Source organism: Streptomyces rhizosphaerihabitans (assembly GCF_025399795.1).
Lineage (GTDB): Bacteria > Actinomycetota > Actinomycetes > Streptomycetales > Streptomycetaceae > Streptomyces > Streptomyces rhizosphaerihabitans.
On sequence record NZ_JAODTZ010000003.1, the window covers coordinates 56,376 to 73,126 of the forward strand.

Annotated in this window: 15 protein-coding genes; 6 read left to right on the forward strand and 9 right to left on the reverse strand. The window is 68.7% G+C overall.

Going from position 1 to position 16,751, the window contains the following annotated elements:
* Positions 1–7: 7 nt before the first annotated feature.
* The gene (locus N4G66_RS03820; RefSeq protein WP_261702490.1) at positions 8–1,177 is read right to left on the reverse strand and encodes an HpcH/HpaI aldolase/citrate lyase family protein; all 1,170 of its coding nucleotides are present in this window, start codon (positions 1,175–1,177) and stop codon (positions 8–10) included.
* A gap of 180 nt (positions 1,178–1,357) precedes the next feature.
* Between N4G66_RS03820 and N4G66_RS03825 the strand changes: the two genes are divergently transcribed.
* A complete protein-coding gene (locus N4G66_RS03825) occupies positions 1,358–2,269 on the forward strand; it encodes a TerD family protein (protein WP_261702491.1) in 912 nt (303 codons plus the stop codon).
* Positions 2,270–2,351: 82 nt separating this feature from the next.
* Here N4G66_RS03825 and N4G66_RS03830 read toward each other — a convergent pair whose 3' ends face one another.
* From N4G66_RS03830 to N4G66_RS03855, 6 genes are all read right to left on the reverse strand, one after another.
* Positions 2,352–3,089, reverse strand: coding sequence for a TerD family protein (locus tag N4G66_RS03830; protein WP_261702492.1), 738 nt, complete (start codon positions 3,087–3,089; stop codon positions 2,352–2,354).
* Between the two features lie 96 nt (positions 3,090–3,185).
* Complete coding sequence (locus tag N4G66_RS03835) at positions 3,186–4,334, reverse strand: DUF475 domain-containing protein (protein WP_261702493.1); 1,149 nt, start codon at positions 4,332–4,334, stop codon at positions 3,186–3,188.
* Between the two features lie 134 nt (positions 4,335–4,468).
* Positions 4,469–5,044, reverse strand: coding sequence for a TerD family protein (locus N4G66_RS03840; RefSeq protein WP_261702494.1), 576 nt, complete (start codon positions 5,042–5,044; stop codon positions 4,469–4,471).
* Positions 5,045–5,146: 102 nt separating this feature from the next.
* Positions 5,147–5,722 carry a TerD family protein gene (locus N4G66_RS03845; RefSeq protein ID WP_261702495.1) on the reverse strand — a complete coding sequence of 192 codons (576 nt, stop codon included), beginning with the start codon at positions 5,720–5,722 and terminating at the stop codon, positions 5,147–5,149.
* A 114-nt stretch (positions 5,723–5,836) separates the two neighbouring features.
* Positions 5,837–6,295 carry a peroxiredoxin gene (locus tag N4G66_RS03850; protein WP_261702496.1) on the reverse strand — a complete coding sequence of 153 codons (459 nt, stop codon included), beginning with the start codon at positions 6,293–6,295 and terminating at the stop codon, positions 5,837–5,839.
* 239 nt (positions 6,296–6,534) lie between these two features.
* Positions 6,535–6,963, reverse strand: coding sequence for a DUF3052 domain-containing protein (locus N4G66_RS03855; RefSeq protein ID WP_081217087.1), 429 nt, complete (start codon positions 6,961–6,963; stop codon positions 6,535–6,537).
* 467 nt (positions 6,964–7,430) lie between these two features.
* Between N4G66_RS03855 and aceE the strand changes: the two genes are divergently transcribed.
* Complete coding sequence (gene aceE, locus N4G66_RS03860) at positions 7,431–10,178, forward strand: pyruvate dehydrogenase (acetyl-transferring), homodimeric type (RefSeq protein WP_261702497.1); 2,748 nt, start codon at positions 7,431–7,433, stop codon at positions 10,176–10,178.
* A gap of 78 nt (positions 10,179–10,256) precedes the next feature.
* The gene (locus N4G66_RS03865) at positions 10,257–11,036 is read left to right on the forward strand and encodes a potassium channel family protein (protein ID WP_261702498.1); all 780 of its coding nucleotides are present in this window, start codon (positions 10,257–10,259) and stop codon (positions 11,034–11,036) included.
* Between the two features lie 154 nt (positions 11,037–11,190).
* Here the strand turns inward: N4G66_RS03865 and N4G66_RS03870 are convergent, their stop codons facing one another.
* Positions 11,191–11,493 (reverse strand): small hydrophobic protein, encoded by a 303-nt coding sequence (locus tag N4G66_RS03870; RefSeq protein WP_261702499.1) that lies wholly within the window; start codon positions 11,491–11,493, stop codon positions 11,191–11,193.
* 142 nt (positions 11,494–11,635) lie between these two features.
* On the reverse strand, positions 11,636–13,255 hold the full coding sequence (locus N4G66_RS03875) for an MFS transporter (RefSeq protein ID WP_261702500.1): 1,620 nt from the start codon (positions 13,253–13,255) through the stop codon (positions 11,636–11,638).
* A gap of 122 nt (positions 13,256–13,377) precedes the next feature.
* On the opposite strand from N4G66_RS03875, the gene N4G66_RS03880 reads away from it, so the two are divergent.
* The 3 genes from N4G66_RS03880 (at position 13,378) to N4G66_RS03890 (ending at position 16,730) form a co-directional block, all read left to right on the forward strand.
* Positions 13,378–14,067 carry a TetR family transcriptional regulator gene (locus N4G66_RS03880; protein WP_261702501.1) on the forward strand — a complete coding sequence of 230 codons (690 nt, stop codon included), beginning with the start codon at positions 13,378–13,380 and terminating at the stop codon, positions 14,065–14,067.
* A 524-nt stretch (positions 14,068–14,591) separates the two neighbouring features.
* Entirely contained in the window at positions 14,592–15,800 is a 1,209-nt protein-coding gene (locus N4G66_RS03885) for an alpha/beta hydrolase family protein (RefSeq protein WP_261702502.1), read from the forward strand.
* Between the two features lie 66 nt (positions 15,801–15,866).
* The gene (locus N4G66_RS03890) at positions 15,867–16,730 is read left to right on the forward strand and encodes a DUF4429 domain-containing protein (protein ID WP_261702695.1); all 864 of its coding nucleotides are present in this window, start codon (positions 15,867–15,869) and stop codon (positions 16,728–16,730) included.
* Positions 16,731–16,751 lie beyond the last annotated feature (21 nt).

Sequence of the window (16,751 nt, forward strand, 5' to 3'; positions counted from 1 at the left end):
GACCGGCTCACGCCGGGAGTCCGGCGGTGAGCAGCTCGACGAAGCCGATGTCCTCGTGGGCGACCCCGAAGACCTCGGCGCGCAGCAGGGTGCGCTCGGCCCAGGCGCGATGCGGCTTCACCTCGTTCATTTTGTTCGTGTACGCCGATCTCAGTACACCCCCGCCGCCGCGCTCGGGCCTGAGGATGTCCTGGGCGTCACTGAATTCCTCGTGGCTGACCACGGACAGTGCGTGCACGGGCAGCACGTGCGAGGGGTGGATGCAGGTCTTGCCCATCAGGCCGTTGGCCTGGTCGAGGGTGATCTCGCGCAGCAGCCCGTCCATGGCGTGCTCGATCAGCGTCTCGCGCAGTTCCTCCGCCTGGCCCTCCAGGAAGGGGCTGCGCCGCAGCTGAGGCTTGAACATGCGTTCCTGTACGCGGAAGTACTCCCACACCGGTCCGGTGACGGTGAAGCCGGTGCCGTCGGCCCGCCCCAGCATGTTGACCACGTCGGCGATCACAGAGGCGACCACCTGGACGTCGTACGCCGTCATGTCGGGGGCCCGGCGCAGGGCGTACGAGGAGCAGAAGTCGGTCACGCCGAGGCGCAGTGCGAGCACCCGGTCGCGGTACTTGTCGACGGCGCGGGAGATGCCCTCCAGCGTCTCCATGCGCGATTCGCGGTAGAGCAGCTCGGGCGACTCCAGGACCGGCATCGCGAAGAGCCGCCGGCCGCTCGCCGCCTCGGCGACGGCGAGGGCCTCCAGGAACGGGGTACCGCGCTCCTCGGTGAATTTGGGCATCACGAATCCGGACAGCAGCCGGACGGCGGGGCCGAGGCGCCGCACGAGGTCGGGGATCTGCTCGGGGAAGCGCACCCGCACGAACAGCAGGGGCAGCTCACCGGCGTCCGGGCGGGCCGCGAGGTCGGTGAACTGGCGGACCAGGTTCTCCTCGGCGCCCACGACCTCGGAGTCGTCGATCGAATCCTCGAGACACAGCACCATGGAGACCACGCCGCGCGTAGTCTGCTTGACGATGTCGTCGGCCAGCGTCGGGCGGGTCGCCGGACTGTAGAGCGTCGCCCCGAGGGCCGCGGCGAGGATTCTGGCCGGGGACTCGGACGTGAAGACGCCGGGCTCCTGGTGGAAGAGGCGTTGCCGCTCTTCCGGGGTGACGTGACCGAAATGACGCATGGGACTCCCCCGCGGCGGCTAGATGGCCGAATGTGATGTGGCCGGTAATAGTACGTACGGATCCATGTCAGAGATTCCCACCGGGCGTGAAGTTCAGGTAACTCCACCATGTCCAACACCGACCGGTTCCGGAACGACCCCACATTGTCGTGACCAGGACCGACAGGGCAGGATGACCGCATGACGCACGCGATGCTGAAAGGGTCTAACGTCCCGCTGGACGCCACAGCGGTGCGCGCCGTCCTGCGCTGGACGCCCGGTCAGGGGGTCCCCGATGTCGATGCCTCGGCGCTGCTCCTCCGCCCCGACGGTCGTGTGCGATCCGACGAGGACTTCGTCTTCTACAACCAGCCCCGCCATCCGTCGGGCAAGGTGTGGCGGCTCGGCAAGAAGCGGGGCGCCGAGGGCCTCACCGACACCATCCAGACAGATCTGACGGGTGTCGAGTCCGGTGTCGGACGGATCCTCCTGGTCGCATCGGCGGATGACGTCACCTTCGATCGCGTACGTGATCTGCGCATTCTGCTGTACGACGCGGCCCTCGCGGACGGTGAACCGCTGGCGTACTTCGACATCAAGCCGGAGACCGGTGCGGAGACCGCGCTGATCTGCGGCGAGCTGTACCGGCGCGGCGAGGGATGGAAGTTCCGGGCGCTCGGCGAGGGCTACTCCAACGGTCTGGTGGGGCTCGCGACCGACTTCGGGATCTCGGTGGACGAGTCCGAGGCCGCCGTGATGCCCGCGGCCGGATCCGGGCCGGAACCGGCCGCCTGGGCCGCGCCCGCCACGGCTCCCGAGACCTCGCTGCCGCTGCCGCCGGAACACTCCGCCCCCGTTCAGCAGCGGCCGGCCCCGGTCCCGCAGCAGCCCGCGTACGGCTATCCGCAGCCCGCCGCGGCGGCATCGGCCGGGCCGGCGTACGGCTACCCCCAGCCGACCAGCCAGCAGGCGGACCCGTCCGCCTACGGCTATCCCCAGCCCCAGACCGCGCCGGCCACACAGCCCGCGTACGGCTTCCCGCAGGCCGTGGGCGCGGGGCCGGACCCGGACTTCAGGCTGCCGCCGCAGGGGCCGCAGTTCATCGGCCGCTGAGGCCACTGAGGCCACTGAGGCCACTGAGGCCACTGAGGCCACTGATCGTAAGCGCGGGCCGGCCGCCGGGACCGGCCGCCCGCTAACGGTCGACCTTCGACTTGTACCCGCGACCCCACTGGAGCCCCCAGCCGTAGAGACGGTCGAGTTCGGCCTGGAAGCCGTACACGAACCTCACCTCGCGGCGTACGGTCACCACGCCCTTGTTGAACTCGATCATGACGACGGCGCAGGAGCGGGCCTGCGGATGGCGTTCCTCGAGGCCGATCTCGATGCGCGGGCCGTTGCTCGGATACAGCGTGATGATGGCGTGCGTACGGTCGAAGGCCGGGGTCTGGTCGTAGATGTAGACGAAGACCAGCAGCCGTTTGATGTCGTCGCGGTGGTCGAGGTTGACGAAGGCCGTCTCGCCCGAGCCCGAACCGAAGCGGTCGTCGCCGCTGAGCTTGACGAACGGCGGGGCGTTGAGTTCGCCGAAGAAGCTGCCGAGCGGCTGGACGACACCCTTGGTGCCGTCCGTCAGCTCGTACATGACACCGAGGTCGAGGTCGACGTTGACCATGCTCTGGGTGTGCGCCTGGACCATTTCCGGCTTGAAGGTGCGGAAGGGGTGGCGCAGCAGGCTGCCGCGCTGCGGCCCGCCGATGTCGGAGGTACGCATCCGCCAGGACAGGTTGATGCGGAGGTTGCCGGTGGCCGCACCCTGTTTGGTGAGCGAGACCGTGTGGTTGCGCTTGGTCATTTCGATGGAGTTGGACGCCGCGCTGCCGGAGTCGAAGTCCGCCGAGCGCCCGCGCCACAGGTCCTGCCAGATGCCCATTCCGCCCCCCACGTTTCTCGGTATGCGGCGGGGCGGCCGCGGAGGACTCGTCCTCCACGACCGCCCCGCTCAGAGCGTTCCTCAGCCGGAGGGGTGTCACACCCCGGACGAGACCTCAGCCTTCTCGTCCGAGGTCGGGCCTTTTCCCTCGGCCTCGGCGAGCGCCTTGTTGCGGCGCACGGAGGACCAGAAGGACCAGGCGATCAGGACGACGCCGACGAGGCCGGTGATGACCTCGTTGATCTCGTACTGGATGGTCACGAGGAGGATCATGGCGAGGGCGCCGATCGCGTAGTGCGCGCCGTGCTCCAGGTAGACGTAGTCGTCGAGGGTGCCCTGGCGGACCAGGTAGACCGTGAGCGACCGGACGTACATGGCGCCGATGCCGAGGCCGAGCGCCATCAGGACGATGTCGTTGGTGATGGCGAAGGCGCCGATGACTCCGTCGAAGGAGAAGGAGGCGTCCAGCACTTCCAGGTAGAGGAACATGAAGAACGCGGCCTGGCCGGCGAGGACGACGGCGGGCTTCTTCTTGCCGCTCCGCTCGGCCTCCTCCTCCGCCTCGTGTTCGCGCTCCTCGTCCTCTTCGAGTCTGTCCTCGAAGTAGCCGGAGAGTCCGCCGACGATCATGTACGTGATCAGGCCCGCGACGCCGGAGACCAGCACCGTCTGCGCCTTGTCGACGTGTCCGCCGCCGTGCTGGTGGGCGTGGACCGCGAAGGTCATGGAGCTGATCAGCAGGACGATCAGGGCGATGCAGACCGACAGCATGTCGACCTTGCCGAGCTTGGCCAGCGGCCGCTCGATCCAGCGCAGCCACTGGATGTCCCGGTCCTCGAAGATGAAGTCGAGGAAGATCATCAGCAGGAACATGCCGCCGAAGGCCGCGATCGACGGGTGGGCGTCGGTCACCAGCTGCTGGTACTTGTCCTTGTCGTTCAGCGCGAGATCGACCGCGTCGATCGGGCCGATCTTGGCACTGATGGCGACGATCACGACGGGGAAGACCAGGCGCATGCCGAAGACGGCGATCAGCACACCGACCGTGAGGAAGATCTTCTGCCAGAAGGCATTCATCTTCTTCAGGATTCCGGCGTTGACCACCGCGTTGTCGAAGGACAACGAGATCTCCAGGACGGCCAGGATCGCCACGATGCCGAAGGCGGTCCACCCGTCGTAGGCGGCCGCCGCCGCCAGCCCTAGCACGGTGATCGCGAACGACCAGCCGAAGGTTTTCAGAAGCACTGGCTACCCAATCATCGTGTGGTGGGGGCACCCCCAAGCGGTGGCTCGAGGTGCGCAACCCTCGTGCCGCACTCGGCTTTACCTACTGTTGACCACGAAGTCTAAGGGGCCGCCTTCGGCTGACGCAGGTGGGCCTAGGAAACGTTGACGCCGAAGTCGAGCGCGATGCCCCGCAGTCCCGACGCGTACCCCTGACCGACCGCGCGGAACTTCCACTCGCTGTTGTAGCGGTAGACCTCGCCGAAGATCATCGCCGTTTCGGTGGAGGCGTCCTCGGAGAGGTCGTAGCGCGCGAGCTCCTGGCCGTCGGCCTGGTTGACGACACGGATGAAGGCGTTGCTGACCTGGCCGAAGGTCTGGCCACGGTTGTCCGCGTCGTGGATGGAGACCGGGAAGACGATCTTGTCGACGTTGGCCGGGACCTTGGCGAGGTCGATCAGGATCGACTCGTCGTCGCCCTCGCCCTCACCCGTGAGGTTGTCGCCGGTGTGCTCCACCGAGCCGTCCGGGCTCTTGAGCTGGTTGTAGAAGATGAACCACTCGTCCCCGAGCACCCGGCCGCCGCTGCACAGCAGGGCGCTGGCGTCGAGGTCGAAGTCGGCTCCGGTGGTGGAGCGCGCGTCCCAGCCGAGCCCGATCATCACGTGTGTGAGGTTCGGTGCGGCCTTCGAGAGGGAGACATTGCCCCCCTTGGCGAGCGTGACGCCCATGATGCTGGTCCTCCCCGAGGTTCGATCTTCACTTGGTACGGCAGGTCCGGTGCCGCACCGAAAGGGTGCGGCACCGGACCGAGATGCCCGAGGCCCTGCGGCTCAGACGTTGACGCCGAAGTCCTGCGCGATGCCGCGCAGGCCCGAGGCGTAGCCCTGGCCGATGGCACGGAACTTCCACTCGGCGCCGTTGCGGTAGAGCTCGCCGAAGACCATCGCGGTCTCCGTCGAGGCGTCCTCGGAGAGGTCGTAGCGCGCGATCTCCGCCTCGCCGGCCTGGTTCACCACGCGGATGTACGCGTTGCGGACCTGCCCGAAGGACTGCTGGCGGTTCTCGGCCTCGTAGATGGAGACCGGGAACACGATCTTCGTGATGTCGGCGGGAACGGTGGCGAGATTGACCTTGATCTGCTCGTCGTCTCCCTCGCCCTCACCGGTGATGTTGTCGCCGGTGTGCTCCACCGAGCCGTCCGGGCTCTTCAGGTTGTTGAAGAACACGAAGTTCTGGTCGGAGCTGACCTTGCCGTCCGCGTTCGTGAGGATGGCGCTGGCGTCGAGGTCGAAGTCCACGCCGGTGGTGGTTCGGGCGTCCCATCCCAGACCGACGATGACCGCGGTCAGTCCCGGGGCCTCCTTCGACAGCGATACGTTGCCGCCCTTGCTGAGGCTGACTCCCACGAGTCCTCCCAATGGTGTTCAGGGGCGGGGAGCCCCGTAGGTGCGTTGGTATCGGATCAACGGTTCGATCCTAGTGACGGGTTCCCGTGCCTCGCAGGGCTTGGAACCGAAGAATCACAGGGTGTCGAGCGCCTTGACGTACTCGTTCAGGTCACGCGCGTCCGGCAGCGCGTTGACGACCGTCCAGCGGACGACGCCCTCCTTGTCGATGATGAACGTGCCGCGCACGGCGCAGCCCTTGTCCTCGTCGAAGACGCCGTACGCGCGCGAAATGTTGCCGTGCGGCCAGAAGTCGGAGAGCAACGGGTACTCCAGGCCCTCCTGCTCGGCGAAGACGCGCAGGGTGTGGATGGAGTCGTTGGAGACCGCGAGGAGCTGGGTGTCGCGGTCCGTGAACTGCGGCAGGTTGTCGCGCAGGGAGCACAGCTCGCCGGTGCACACGCCGGTGAAAGCGAAGGGGTAGAAGAGCAGCACGACGTTCTTCTCGCCACGGAAGTCGGACAGTTTCACGGTGGCGCCGTGGTTGTCCTTCAGCTCGAAGTCCGGGGCCTTGGTGCCGACCTCGATGGCCATAGTCACTCGCTTCCCTTCCAAGGGTCTGTTCGGGTGACGACCAGCGTACGCAGTGATCGACTCCCGGCCGCGGCGCGACCCCCGCAGGGTCGGCCGGGCGCGTGCGTGAGGCCCCCGCCGGGCTGGTTCACGGGTGCGCGAAGGCCCCCGCCGGGGTGGTTCGGGGCATGCGTGAGGCCCCCGCCGAGGTGGCTCGGCGGGGGCCTCACGGATGCTCTGCTTGCAGACGGGGCTGCAGCTCAGCGCTTCGACTTGGGGGTGGCCAGGCGGGTACCCGACCATTCCTTGCCGACGGAGATGCTCTTCGTCTGGGAGAGGCCGGCTGTCTGTGCGGCATCGCTGATGTCGCTGGGCTCGACGTAACCGTCCCTGCCGGTCTTCGGGGTCAGCAGCCAGATCATGCCGCCGTCCTCAAGGAGACCGATGACGTCCACCAGTGCGTCCGTGAGATCGCCGTCCTCGTCCCGGAACCACAACAACACCACGTCAGCGACGTCGTCGTAGTCCTCGTCGACCAGATCCTGGCCGATCAGCGATTCGATGCCTTCACGGAGCTCGTGGTCAACGTCGTCGTCGAAGCCGATCTCCTGGACCACCTGTCCGGGCTCGAACCCCAGCCTGGCGGCCGGGTTGGTCCGCTCCTCCGCGTGGTCCGCGGTCGCGCTCACGGCTTGCCTCCTGATCATGTTTCGGGATTGGGGTCTCCCTCTGCTCGTCCAGAGTCAGGGGGAGTCTCAGCCACGCGCGTGCGCGAAGCGTTGGCCGTAGTCCACACGGGCGGAGCGGATCGCGCAAGTACCCGGCCGTCGAGACCGCCGAAACGGTGACGATCCTGGCAGTGCCGACGCAACTCCCGGCGGGCCATCATGACGCCGCGTGACGGGCACCACACTCTTCTGCCCCATTTATTCCATTCGGAACCCTTGGAGCGCACGAGAGCCGAACGGCTTTGCGGAACGCGTCACGCCCTGAGCGTATCGTTACGTTTTGGTCGGGGCCGTCCCAACGGTCTGCACGAACGTCTCGGTTACCCCTTAGTAGAGATGACGTACGCGTTCCCGAGGTACACGATGGGGAACGGTGCAGATGCAGGGAAAACCCACCGTAGACAGCCCTCTGACAGCGAAGGAACAGCGTGGCTTCCGGATCCGATCGCAACCCGATCATCATTGGCGGCCTTCCCAGCCAGGTCCCGGACTTCGACCCTGAGGAGACTCAGGAGTGGCTCGACTCCCTCGACGCCGCCGTCGACCAGCGCGGCCGCGAGCGGGCCCGCTATCTGATGCTGCGGCTGATCGAGCGGGCCCGTGAGAAGCGCGTGGCCGTCCCCGAGATGCGCAGCACGGACTACGTCAACACCATCGCGACCAAGGACGAGCCGTTCTTCCCGGGCAACGAGGAGATCGAGCGCAAGGTCCTCAACGCGACCCGCTGGAACGCCGCCGTGATGGTCTCCAGGGCGCAGCGTCCCGGCATCGGCGTGGGCGGCCACATCGCGACGTTCGCCTCCTCCGCCTCGCTCTACGACGTCGGCTTCAACCACTTCTTCCGCGGCAAGGACGAGGGCGACGGCGGCGACCAGATCTTCTTCCAGGGCCACGCCTCGCCGGGCATCTACGCCCGCGCGTTCCTCCTCGACCGGCTCTCCGAGCAGCAGCTCGACGCGTTCCGCCAGGAGAAGTCGAAGGCGCCCTACGGGCTGTCCTCGTACCCGCACCCGCGGCTGATGCCGGGCTTCTGGGAGTTCCCGACCGTGTCGATGGGCCTCGGCCCGCTCGGCGCGATCTTCCAGGCGCGGATGAACCGCTACATGGAGGCGCGCGACATCGCGGACACCTCCAAGTCACACGTCTGGGCGTTCCTCGGCGACGGCGAGATGGACGAGCCGGAGTCGCTCGGCCAGCTGTCGATCGCCGCGCGCGAGGGCCTGGACAACCTGACCTTCGTCGTGAACTGCAACCTCCAGCGCCTCGACGGCCCGGTTCGGGGCAACGGCAAGATCATCCAGGAGCTGGAGTCGCAGTTCCGGGGCGCCGGCTGGAACGTCATCAAGCTGGTCTGGGACCGCACCTGGGACCCGCTGCTCGCGCAGGACCGCGACGGCGTGCTGGTCAACCGGCTGAACACCACGCCGGACGGTCAGTTCCAGACGTACGCCACGGAGACGGGCGCGTACATCCGCCAGCACTTCTTCGGCGACGACCACCGGCTGCGCGCGATGGTCGAGGGCATGAGCGACGACCAGATCCTGCACCTCGGGCGCGGCGGTCACGACCACAAGAAGATCTTCGCGGCGTTCTCGGCGGCCAAGGAGCACAAGGGCCAGCCGACGGTGATCCTGGCGCAGACGGTCAAGGGCTGGACGCTCGGCCCCAACTTCGAGGGCCGCAACGCCACGCACCAGATGAAGAAGCTGACGGTCGCCGACCTCAAGGGCTTCCGCGACCGGCTGCACCTGCCGATCTCCGACAGGGAGCTGGAGGACGGCGCGCCGCCGTACTACCACCCGGGCCGCAACTCGGAGGAGATCCAGTACATGCACGACCGCCGCAAGGGGCTCGGCGGGTACGTCCCGACGCGCGTCGTGCGGTCGAAGCCGCTGGTCCTGCCCGAGGACAAGACGTACGCGAGTGTGAAGAAGGGCTCGGGTCAGCAGTCCATCGCCACGACCATGGCCTTTGTGCGGCTGCTCAAGGACCTCATGCGGGACAAGGAGATCGGCAAGCGGTTCGTGCTGATCGCGCCCGACGAGTACCGCACCTTCGGCATGGACTCGTTCTTCCCGAGCGCGAAGATCTACAACCCGCTCGGCCAGCAGTACGAGTCGGTGGACCGCGAACTGCTGCTCGCCTACAAGGAGTCGCCGACCGGCCAGATGCTGCACGACGGCATCTCCGAGGCGGGCTGCACGGCCTCGCTGATCGCGGCGGGCTCCGCGTACGCCACCCACGGCGAGCCGCTCATCCCGGTCTACGTCTTCTACTCGATGTTCGGTTTCCAGCGAACGGGTGACCAGTTCTGGCAGATGGCCGACCAGCTGGCGCGCGGTTTCGTCCTGGGCGCGACCGCCGGGCGTACGACGCTGACCGGTGAGGGCCTGCAGCACGCGGACGGCCATTCGCAGCTGCTCGCCTCGACGAACCCGGGCTGTGTCGCCTACGACCCGGCGTTCGGCTTCGAGATCGCGCACATCGTCCAGGACGGTCTGCGCCGCATGTACGGCTCGTCCGAGGAGCACCCGCACGGCGAGGACGTCTTCTACTACCTCACCGTCTACAACGAGCCGCTCCAGCACCCGGCCGAGCCGGAGAACGTGGACGCCGAGGGCATCCTGAAGGGCCTCTACCGCTTCAGCGAGGGCACCTCGGGCACCATCCCCGCACAGATCATGGCCTCGGGTGTCGCCGTTCCGTGGGCCCTGGAGGCGCAGCGGATCCTGGCCGAGGAGTGGAACGTCAGGGCCGACGTCTGGTCGGCGACGTCCTGGAACGAGCTGCGGCGCGAGGCCGTCGACGTGGAGCGGCACAATCTGCTGCACCCCGAGGAGGAGCAGCGCGTCCCGTATGTGACCCGGAAGCTGTCCGCCGCCCAGGGGCCGTTCGTGGCCGTCTCCGACTGGATGCGATCGGTTCCCGACCAGATCGCCCGATGGGTGCCCGGCACCTATCAGTCCCTCGGCGCGGACGGCTTCGGCTTCGCGGACACACGCGGCGCGGCCCGGCGCTTCTTCCACATCGACGCGCAGTCGATCGTGGTCGCCGTGCTGACCGAGCTGGCCCGTGAGGGCAAGGTGGACCGTTCGGTACTGAAGCAGGCGGTCGACCGCTATCAGCTGCTCGACGTGACGGCGGCCGATCCCGGTGCGGCGGGCGGCGACGCGTAGCCGTTCGTACGGCGGAGGGAGGGGCGGCGGGCCGTGGGCCCGCCGCCCCTCCCTCTTTTTCTTCCTACGATGCGGGGCATGAAGGAAGAATCGGCACAGGCCCGTTGGGAGCTGCACACCCAGCGGCCCCTGCTCGTCCTCGCGGTGGCGTTCGCCCTCGGGTACGCCGTGCCGATCGTGGACAGCGACGCCAGCCGTTCGGTGACGTTCACCTGCACGGTGGTGGAGTGGGTGGTCTGGGGGGCCTTCGCCACCGACTACCTCGTCCGGCTCGCCCTCGCCCGGCAGCGGCGGGTCTTCGTGCGCGACCACTGGCTGGATCTGTGCGCCGTGATCCTGCCGATCCTCCAGCCGCTGCGCCTGCTGCGGCTCGTCGCCACGCTGACGCTGGTGGGGCGGCGCGCACGGATGGCCTCGCAGATCCGGCTGACGACGTACGTCGGGGGCGCGGTCATCGGCCTGCTGATGTTCGGCTCGCTCGCGGTGCTGTCGGTGGAGCGGGACTCACCGAACGGGAACATCAAGACGCTGGGTGACGCGGTGTGGTGGTCGTTCACGACCATGACGACCGTGGGGTACGGCGATCACGCCCCGACCACGGGGATGGGCCGCGTCCTCGCGGTCGGCCTGATGCTCTCCGGGATCGCGCTCCTCGGTGTGGTCACCGCGAACATCGCCGCCTGGTTCATCTCCCGGTTCGAGAAGGACGACGTGGAGGAGCGACGGCAGACCGCGGCGATCGAGGCGCTCACGGCGGAGGTACGGGCGCTGCGGGCAGAGGTCGCCGCCCTGACCGGCGGTCCGGGAATGCTGCCGCATCCCCTGGCTGCCGGGTCGGAGGAACACTCCCCCACCTGAAGCTGTGGGCATGCGGGCCGCCCGGGGCGGCACGGGTGGGCACAGCGGCACCTCGTAGGCGCCGACCCCGCGCTGTTCCGGCCCGAGGCGGACCCGAGTGCCGGGAACCCCTTGTCGTGTGGGCTCCCGGCACGGGTTCCCGTGGCGGCCGGCGTCAGAGCAGGCCGTTGCCCGCTCCGCCGGCCAGCCAGATGACCGCCAGGAGTGTGTCGATCGCTCCCAGCACCAGGGCTATCAGCGCCGGCACCGGCCCCGAGCCGGTCCAGCGGCGGCCCATCGCGAGCCAGCCGCAGACCATCGCGGCCGGCCCGAGGACGATCCCCAGCGTGAAGAAGCCGGCCACCGCGCACACGGTGCCGACGATCCCCAGGGTCGCGCTGTCCGGCCCGGTCCGTGATCCTGTACGGCCACGTGAACGGGGGTGCCTGCGCGTGCCGTTTCCGAAGCCCGCCATCATCAACTCCTGAACTCCCGTGACCTGTCGGTCGGTTCGGGTCGATGAGTCGGGTACCCCGCAACGTCCGGACAAGACCTGTCGGCGCGCCGTTCCGTCCGGCGGCGCACAGGAGTGCGCCGCCGGACGGGGAATCGACGAGCGGTCAGATGTGGCCGACGCCCGCGCCGGCCTCCGCGTTCTCGCCCCGCTTGGTGAGCAGCGCGACGAAGACGGCCACGACGGCGACACCCGCGGCGACGAGGCAGGCGAGGCTCATGCCGGAGATGAAGGTCTCGTGGGCGACGTCGGTGATCTGCGCGGCGATCGCGGCCGGGGTCTCCTTGGTGACCGGCGCGACGCCGACCCGGACCGCCTCGGAGGCCTGGTCGAGCTGGGCCGGGGTGAGCGGCGGCAGCTTGGCGTCGGTCCAGTTGCCCGGGAGGTCGCTGTCGACCTTGGAGGCCATCACGGCGCCCAGGACGGCCGTACCGAGGCTTCCGCCGACCTGCATGGCGGCCTGCTGGAGACCGCCGGCGACGCCGGAGAGCTCCATCGGCGCGTTGCCGACGATGACCTCGGTCGCGCCGACCATGACCGGCGCGAGGCCGAAGCCGAGCAGGGCGAACCAGACGGACATCACACCGCTGGAGGTGTCGGCCTCCAGCGTCGACATGCCGTACATGGCGATCGCGGTGGCCGCCATGCCGCTCGCGAGCGGGATGCGCGGGCCGAGCTTGGTGATGGCCAGACCCGCGAGCGGGGAGCCGACGATCATCATGCCGGTGAGCGGGAGCAGGTGCAGGCCCGCGTCGACCGGGCTCATGCCGTGCACGCTCTGGAGGTAGAACGTCACGAAGAACAGGCCGCCCATGAAGGCGATGGCCATGAGCACCATCAGCACCACACCCGCCGAGAGCGGGACGGAGCGGAACAGGCCGAGCGGGATCAGCGGTTCCTTGACCCGTGTCTCCCAGAAGGAGAACGCCGCGAAGCCCAGGACCGACAGACCCATGAAGAGCCAGGTCCTGCCGTCGCCCCAGCCCCAGGCCGGGGCCTTGATCAGGGCCCACACCAGGCAGAACATCGCGCCGGACAGCAGCACGATGCCGAGGATGTCGAAGGAGCGCGGGGCGTTCTCGGCGCGGTGGTCGAGCAGGATCAGCAGGCCCAGCACGAGGGCGATCAGGCCGACCGGCACGTTGATGAAGAACACCGACTGCCAGCTGACGTGCTGGACGAGCAGACCGCCGAGGATCGGGCCGCCCGCGGTGGAGGCTCCGATGACCATGCCCCAGATGCCGATCGCCATGTTCAGTTTCTCGGCCGGGAAGGTCGCGCGGAGCAGGCCGAGCGCGGCCGGCATGAGCAGCGCGCCGAACAGGCCCTGGAAGACGCGGAAGGTGACCACGAAGGCGATGCTGTGCGACAGGCCGATCGCTCCGGACGCGGCGGCGAAGCCGGTCACGCCGATCAGGAAGGTCTGCCGGTGGCCGAAGCGGTCGCCGAGCTTGCCCGCGGTGATGAGGGAGACCGCGAGGGCGAGGAAGTAGGCATTGGTGATCCACTGGACGTCGGCGAAGGTGGCGCCGAGGTCCTTGGCGATGGCCGGGTTGGCGATGGCCACGATGGTGCCGTCCAGGGCCACCATCATGACCCCGACGGCCACGGTGATGAGGGTGAACCACGGATGGCCGCGCAGGCCCGTGGACGGGGCCTGGTCCAACGGGGAGACCGGAGTCTTGTCCCCCGGGCCCGTCTTGTCGATGGTGGTCTGACTAGTCATGTTTTCGAGGCTAGTGACAGCCACTGACAATTGACAAACCGATCCACAAGTCGGTAACTGTCATGTCACTCACAGATAGGCTGAACAGGGCGAACAGTTCGGACAGGAGAGAACGCGACACCATGACGGACACGGTCGGCACAGCGGAGACGGTCGGCGCGGCACAGCCGGCGGCGTCACGCCCCGGACTGCGGGAGCGCAAGAAGCAGCGCACCCGGGACGCACTGCTGCGGGCCGCCCTCGAACTGTTCACCACCCAGGGGTACGAGCGGACCACCGTCGACGAGATCGCCGAGGCCGTCGACGTGTCCCAGCGCACCTTCTTCCGCTACTTCGCCGGCAAGGAGGACGCCGCTCTCTTCCTGCAGCGGCTCGCCGAGTCGCATTTCATCGCCGCTGTGCGTGAACGGCCGTCCCACGAAGCCCCGTTGGAGGCGCTGCGCCGGGCGGTCCTGGAGAGCTGGGACACCATCGGCGAGGCGATCGAGGCCGTCGTGCCGATCGAACTGCACATGCGCACCTACCAGTTGATCGAGTCGACACCCGCACTGCTCGCCGTCCATCTGCGCCGCTCGGAGGAGATCGAGGAGGAGATCGCGCGGCTGATCGCCGAGCGCGAGGGCCTCGACGTGGACACGGACCCGCGCCCACGCATCGCGGTCGCCGTGTTCGGCGGGGTGATGCGGGTGACGGGCCGGCTGTGGGGCGCGGGCGAGGACACCAGCGTCGAGGCGATCCGCGAGCTGACCGCGACCTATCTCGACCATGTGGGGCCCGCGTTGGCGGAGAAGTGGGGCACCGCGCCGCGGTGAGCCTCCGGTGACGCTGCGCAACGTCACCCCGGGGCACCGGCGCGTGACACCCTGTGATGTCCGGACGCCCACGCGCGTCGGCGGTCGACGGCCGGCGAGGTCCTTGCACGGAACCGCCGTGTGCACGCGCACCGAACCCGGCACATGTCCGCACCCGGAACCCGGTACGCGTCGCGCATCGAACCCGGCACGTGCCCGCACGCGCAACCCCGCGCATGCCCGCGTACGAAATCCGGCACATGCCCGCGTACAGAACCCGGCGGATGTCCGTATACGGAACCCCGTGCATGCCCGCGCTCGTTGTACGGATGACGTCCGCGCGAGATCCACCGCGGCGGACCCGCGGAATCACAACACCCCCACGCGGAGCGTCACATATCGCACACGCGTCGCAGAGATGCACGTACAGAGTGTCACTATTTAACTCAAACTGAACCCGGTTTGCCCCAATCACCCCATCAGAAACGTGATACCAGTCACTCGTTTAACGGGAGGCTGCTCACTTCTCCTAGGGTGTCCTCTCAGTGACTTCCTTCGACACACCCCCCCAACTCAACGCCTGGCGCGCACTGCTCGCGCTGGCCGTGGTGTTCGTGATGCTGGCCACCAGTGGCTGGACCGCGCTCCACAGCCACCGCGCAGCCTCTCCGCTCCAGGCGTCCCGCTCCGCGTGGGAGCACGGCAGCATCGCCGGGCACAAGCTGCCCGACCCGGACTCCGCTCCGGACCGGCTGGCGCACTTCTTCACCACGCTCGACGCGCAGCAGCGTTCCCGGCTCGCCCACCGCTATCCGCTCGCGGTCGGCAACATGAACGGCGCGCCGGTGACCCTGCGCTACGCGGCGAACCGTCTCGCGCTGAAGCACGAGCGCACGGTCGAGCAGGGGCGCATGCACGACAACCGGCTGTCCTCGCTCGGCCAGCACGACGCGGGCCGCCGGATGCACCGCTACGAAGCACTGCTGCACAACGACCGCAAGATCCTCGCCTTCGACCCCAACGGCTCGGGGCGCGTCGCCGAGGTCTTCGGCGACCTCGACACGGCCCGCCGTGTCTCGGTCGTGGTGCCCGGTGTCGACACCGACCTGCTGACCTTCCAGCGCACGTACAAGCAGTACTCGGCGCCCGTCGGCATGGCGGGTTCCCTGTACCGGGCGGAGCGCTCGGCGGACCCGGGCACGCGTACGGCCGTGATCGCGTGGGCCGACTACACGGCGCCCAACGGGCTCGGTATGGACGCGGCCACCGCCATGCGTGCCGAGGAAGGCGCGGTACGGCTGAACGCGCTGGTGCGGGCGCTGCCGGGAAGCACGGAGGTGGCGCTGTACTGCCACAGCTACGGCTCGGTCCTGTGCGGGGTGGCCGCCTCCTCGCTGCCCTCGCGCGTCTCCGACATAGCGGTGGCGGGCAGCCCCGGCATGCGGGCCGCGAAGGCGGCGAACCTGCACACCACCGCCCGGGTCTGGGCGATGCGCGACGCGGACGACTGGATCCAGGACGTGCCGCACATGGAGATCGGCGGCCTCGGACACGGCGCGGACCCGATGTCGAAGGGGTTCGGGGCGCGCATCCTGTCCGCCGACGGGGCGAAGGGACACGCCGGCTACTTCGAGCCGGGTACGGAGAGTCTCCGCAACTTCGCGGAGATCGGGATCGGCGCGTACCGCGCTGTCCGCTGCGCGCACGATGATGACGTATGCCGGACGGGTTTGTCCGTCGGCGCGTCGGCCTGACGCGCGTAGAGGACGAAAAACTGCGGTCCGCCCAGAGAGGCGACGGAGGCTTGCGTGCCGCATACGATGGCCCGCATGGGTGACGTACTGGCCGGATTTCATGCCGCCTGGGAGTTCGAGTCCGACTCCGTGCTCATCCGCTTCGAACGGGGGATCCGTACGCCGAAGCTGTTCCAGGCGCTGGGCGAACGCCGTATCCCCCTGGAGGCGATCGCGGCGGTGACGCTGACGCCCGGGAAGCGAGGCACGGTCGTTCTGCGTGCGGTGCCGAGGCCCGGCGCCGATCCGCTGATGGAGGCGGCCGCGGGACAGCTCAAGGAGGGGTGCGACCCCTATCGCCTGGTGCTGCCGGCCGATCGCGAGACGCTCGCCGAGTACTACGCGGACGAGCTGCGCGGACAGCTCACCGCGGACGACGAGCCCGCCGAGCGCTATCTCGTGAAGCCGCCCGAGGGACCGCTGCACTTCAAGGCCTACGACGGGAAGGCCTCCTTCGACGGCAAGGCGGTGTCCTTCCGGTGGTTCTGGACGGGCGCGTCCTCGGCGAAGTGGAAGGCCGGCGACCAGACCTTTCCGGTCTCGGGACTGTGCGGGGTCGAGTGGCGCTCCCCGGAGGTGTTCGAGGGCCATCTGCGCCTGCTGCGGCGGGAGCCCTCGCCGGCACAGCCCGCCCAGGCGGACCAGGACCCGGCGGCGGTCGTCTTCGGACTCGGGTACGGGCCCGTCCACGAGTCGCTGCCGTTCGCGGCGGCCGTGCTCGCCGCCGCGCGCTCCGCGAGTCCCGCGCCGGTGGCCGCGTCCTCGGTGCCGCGCCGGGATCCGGCCGACATCGCCGACCGGATCCGGCACCTCGGGGAACTGCACGAGGCGGGGCTCCTCACGGACGAGGAGTTCTCCGCCAAGAAGGCGGAACTGCTCGCACAGCTGTGACCGCGGGCGCCGGTCCCGGCG